This is a genomic window from Roseofilum sp. SBFL, from assembly GCF_017746885.1.
GTDB lineage: Bacteria > Cyanobacteriota > Cyanobacteriia > Cyanobacteriales > Desertifilaceae > Roseofilum.
Genome location: NZ_JAGHZH010000114.1, coordinates 1 through 4,340 on the forward strand (window position 1 = coordinate 1; position 4,340 = coordinate 4,340).

At 46.6% G+C, this 4,340-nt stretch carries 4 protein-coding genes and 1 tRNA gene; 3 read left to right on the top strand and 2 right to left on the bottom strand.

The window, feature by feature from the left end; translation table 11 throughout:
- Positions 1-261: 261 nt before the first annotated feature.
- Entirely contained in the window at positions 262-1,239 is a 978-nt protein-coding gene (gene era, locus J7545_RS12550; protein ID WP_318702190.1) for a GTPase Era, read from the bottom strand.
- Between the two features lie 146 nt (positions 1,240-1,385).
- On the opposite strand from era, the gene J7545_RS12555 reads away from it, so the two are divergent.
- Positions 1,386-2,462 carry an ATP-dependent 6-phosphofructokinase gene (locus J7545_RS12555; protein ID WP_318702191.1) on the top strand — a complete coding sequence of 359 codons (1,077 nt, stop codon included), beginning with the start codon at positions 1,386-1,388 and terminating at the stop codon, positions 2,460-2,462.
- A gap of 61 nt (positions 2,463-2,523) precedes the next feature.
- Here J7545_RS12555 and fabG read toward each other — a convergent pair whose 3' ends face one another.
- Positions 2,524-3,270 carry a 3-oxoacyl-[acyl-carrier-protein] reductase gene (fabG, locus tag J7545_RS12560; RefSeq protein WP_318702192.1) on the bottom strand — a complete coding sequence of 249 codons (747 nt, stop codon included), beginning with the start codon at positions 3,268-3,270 and terminating at the stop codon, positions 2,524-2,526.
- A 217-nt stretch (positions 3,271-3,487) separates the two neighbouring features.
- Here fabG and trxA point away from each other — a divergent pair, with 217 nt between their 5' ends.
- A complete protein-coding gene (gene trxA, locus J7545_RS12565) occupies positions 3,488-3,805 on the top strand; it encodes a thioredoxin (protein ID WP_318702193.1) in 318 nt (105 codons plus the stop codon).
- Between the two features lie 104 nt (positions 3,806-3,909).
- Positions 3,910-3,980 (top strand) — tRNA-Gly (locus J7545_RS12570).
- The last annotated feature ends 360 nt before the right edge of the window (positions 3,981-4,340 follow it).

A 4,340-nucleotide genomic window follows, 5' to 3' on the forward strand; every position in this document is an offset into this window, starting at 1 on the left:
AGGTTCGAGGATTTTCTGGTACAATTGAGGAAGCATTTTTATATTTTTGTGGTCTCTACACGACCACTTTACTCTTTTACCGATCGCCTCCTCAACCCACCACTCTCTCTACCATTGAGCCTCCTTGTCACCCCTTGAGGGTTCATTGTTTTGTAGAAAATTATCGAAGGGCGGGCTAGGCTAAGAGGAGGACAAAGTGAGAACACTGTTGAATCCTAAAACCTAGCTACCATCATCTCTTTCCTAGCGCTTCGCGCTATATTAATTCTCTCCCACTTGATAGCCAAATTGAGACAGACGAGTGCGAGACTGTCGCCATTTAGGTCTGACTTTAACAAATAATTCTAAATAAACTTGACCTAAAATAAGTTTTTGCATTTGTTCCCGTGCAGCCATACCAATGCTTTTTAACATGGCTCCCTTTTTACCAATCAGAATGGCTTTTTGGGAGTCTCGTTCCACATTAATGGCAGCAAAAACACGGGTGATTTTTGGAGTTTCTTCCACTCGTTCAATCTCTACAGCTACCGAATGGGGGACTTCTTGGCGCGTAAGGAGTAAGATTTGTTCCCGGATTAATTCGCCCATGATAAAGCGTTCCGGTTGGTCAGTGACCAAATCGGGAGGATAATAGTAGGGGCCAGGTTCTAGATTGTCTGCCAACAGGTTTTGTAGAGAGTCTAATCCCTCACCTGTAAGGGCAGAAAATTTTAGGGTTGGCCAGTGGTGAGCTTGGGCGAGTTGTTCGTAGGTTTGGTCGATCGCTTCAGAATCATCAGGTTGTTGATCCGCTTTATTGAGACCGAGAATAATCGGTAGTTTCACACCAGAGAGCAGCTCAACAATGTAGCGATCGCCCCCTCCCGCAGGCACAGAACTATCGACCACAAACAACACCACATCCACCGATTTAATCGCCAACTTCGCATTTTCCACCAACACCTTCCCCAACTCATGGTGGGGTTTATGAATTCCAGGAGTATCCACAAAAATAAACTGGGCCGCTGAAGTCGTCAGAATGCCCCGTAAGCGGTTGCGTGTCGTTTGAGCCACAGGCGAAGTAATCGCAATTTTCTGTCCCACCAACTGATTCATAATGGTGGATTTACCCACATTGGGGCGGCCAATAATCCCCACAAACCCAGACTTAAAGCCAGGAGGGGGTTCAGGAATTAAATTAAAGGATGCAGGAGAAATATCGTCCAAGGCTTCAGATTGGGGATCGCGAGAATGAGTCATGGGGGATTGTAAGTTAGGAAAGAACAAAGATTAAGTCAAGTTGAGGTTATCGAACTTTGAGAGAATTTGAGTTTAATTTACTCCTGTAAGGGCTACTTAGCCCTTTGTCTTCATTCAACTTAAAGGCTACCGGAGGACACAAAGTTATGGGAAAACGCATTGGTATTTTGACCAGTGGCGGAGACTGTGCAGGTCTCAATGCTGCGATTCGGGCTGTGGTCTATCATGCCATAGGAACCTACGGTTATGAAGTCTTTGGAATTCATCAAGCCACATTAGGCTTATTGGAGCGTCCTCCAAAAGTGAAAGAATTAACCCGTACAAACATTCGTGGATTATTGCTCACTGGCGGAACCATATTAGGAACCACCAACAAGGGTGACCCTTTCGCTTATCCCATGCCCGATGGGACATTACTCGATCGCTCCCAAGAAATGATCGAAGGATATCACCAATTAGGGCTTGATGCCCTATTAGTGATTGGTGGAGATGGATCTCTAGCTATTCTGCGTAAACTGGCCCAACAAGGCAATATGAACATTATCGGTATCCCCAAAACCATTGATAATGACATTGGCATTACCGAACGCTCCATTGGCTTCCAAACGGCGGTTAATATTGCCACAGAAGCCTTAGACCGCCTCCAATTTACTGCCGCCAGCCATAGCCGAGTCTTAATTCTAGAAGTGATGGGCCGGGATGCGGGTCATATTGCCATCAGTGCTGGAATTGCTGGTGGTGCAGATGTGATCCTGATTCCCGAAATTCCCTACGATATTCAGAAGGTTTGTCAGCACATTGTTAACCGTCGAGAGCTGGGTAAAAGCTATTCTCTGGTGATTGTCTCTGAAGCGGTGAAAAGCGTTGAAGGTGGATCGATGACCAATGTGGTTGGTCTCGGAGAGAGTCGCTATGGAGGTATTGGGCAGGAGATTGCTAAAGGGATTACCTCGGAAATCAGTGCAGAAACACGGGTGACAGTGTTAGGGCATACCCAACGGGGAGGGATTCCTGCGCCCATTGACCGCCTGGTGGCTTCGGCATTTGGAGTAGCAGCCGTCGATTTAGTGGCTCAGGAGATGTACGATCACGTGGTAACTTGGCAACATCGGAAAGTCGTGAGTGTGCCCATTTCAGATGCAATTAAAGATTACCAAACCGTCGATCCTGAAGGCACGTTGGTGAAAACAGCCAGAGGTCTAGGAATTTGTTTGGGCGATTAGTTCTCCCAAGTTTCAACAAGGGGCCCCTAGCCCCTTGTTGAAATCGAACTGGCTCGAGACATTAGGCCATCACCATGCCACCATCGACGTTAAAGACTTGACCCGTAATATAGGCGGCGGCGGGATCGGCCGCTAAGAAACGCACCATTCCCGCGACTTCTTCGGGTTGACCATAGCGACCCAGGGGAATCAGTTTCAGGATTTCATCTGCTGCTAGATCTTTGGTCATGTCGGTAGCGATAAAACCAGGAGCAACCGCATTAGCCGTTACGCCACGACTGGCGATTTCTTTGGCAACTGTTTTGGTAAATCCAATCACTCCCGCTTTGGCAGCACTATAGTTTGCTTGACCGGGATTTCCCATTTGTCCAGAAACCGAGGCAATGTTGATAATTCGGCCTCGACGTTTTTTGATCATGATTTTACTGATGGCACGGGTACAGAGAAATACGCCAGTTAGGTTGAGGTTAATGACGGCTTGCCAGTCTTCTGGTTTCATCCGCAGGAGTAAGCCATCTCTGGTAATCCCGGCGTTATTGACAAGAACATCAATCCGTCCCCATTGATCCATAACGGCTTTAACTAGGGTATCGACGGCTTCTGCTTGGGAAACATCGGCTCCGAGCGCGATCGCTTCTCCTCCTTGGTCTTTGATTTGACTGACGACTTCTTCGGCTGCACCGCTAGAGCTGGCATAGTTAACTGCTACTTTCGCCCCTTCTGCGGCTAAGGAAAGGGCGATCGCCCGACCAATTCCCCTAGACGCTCCGGTTACTAAGGCCACTTGATTTTGTAATTGGTTTTCCATAAACCACTTCTCCTGCTATTTCTTAAGTTAGGCTGAGGGCATTTTGCCTTAGAATGGGGGGCATTGCCTAACTTTTGCAGAATTTGAGATTAAATCCTTAAATGTTTGCTACCATCGAATGGAAGTAAAATGGGTAAAAGTAGCTGCTCTGAGCCTGTATTAGCGTTGCTAGAGGTAACTCTGCTTTAACCCATACCCAATTTTTAATTGATGTAACATGGCGGTTAAAAAAGAATTTAAGAGTTTTGCTGACCTCCTGGCGCGATCGGATGTTCCAGTTTTGGTCGATTTCTACACCACTTGGTGCGGCCCCTGCAAAATAATGGTGCCAATTTTGGAGCAAGTACAAACTCAGATGGGCCAAGCTCTCCAAGTCGTGAAGATTGATTCAGATAAATACCCCCAACTCGCTTCTGAGTACCAGGTGGAAGCTCTGCCGACCCTGATCCTCTTTAAACAGGGGAAACCCGTCGATAAAATTGAAGGCGTGATTAAGGTAGAACCCCTGATTGCTCGCCTCCAAACCCTGATTTAACGAACTTGAAGAAATTTTCCCCAAAGTCTAGCTTTTTCCTAAAACTTGTGTTATTCTAGTGGGAGTGGGTGATAAACGCTTAAGTTCGTCAGTTTGTCCAAAACGCGGGTATAGTTTAGTGGTAAAACCATAGCCTTCCAAGCTATTGATGGGGGTTCGATTCCCCCTACCCGCTTGCTCTTATAGCCTTATGGGTAAAGGAACTCTCATCCCCATCAATAGGTTGGAAGCCTGCGCTGCACCTAATTTGCACCTAAACCCACCATAGCGTCCCCAAAATGAACGGGCAAAAGATAGGTCAGAGAAATGGAGAAAAATTATAGACAAAAGCATTGCCATAGAATTTCATCAATACATCAGTCACATGACCATCACATAAGAGTTTTCTATAGATTTCATAGAGAAATTCAAGGGGTTCCCTGAGAGAAACTGGCAACCCCTCCCAAAACCCCTAAAAATCTCTCTCACTTTCAGGCGCAACTGCTATCACCAGGTGAATCACCTGGTGTTCAGAGATGAGAGAGGACTGCTCCTG

Bases quoted from the DNA above. Each gene is read 5' to 3' on its own strand.
- trxA (WP_318702193.1), top strand. From the start codon at position 3,488: ATGGCGGTTAAAAAAGAATTTAAGAGTTTTGCTGACCTCCTGGCGCGA.
- era (WP_318702190.1), bottom strand. From the start codon at position 1,239: ATGACTCATTCTCGCGATCCCCAATCTGAAGCCTTGGACGATATTTCT.
- J7545_RS12555 (WP_318702191.1), top strand. From the start codon at position 1,386: ATGGGAAAACGCATTGGTATTTTGACCAGTGGCGGAGACTGTGCAGGT.
- fabG (WP_318702192.1), bottom strand. From the start codon at position 3,270: ATGGAAAACCAATTACAAAATCAAGTGGCCTTAGTAACCGGAGCGTCT.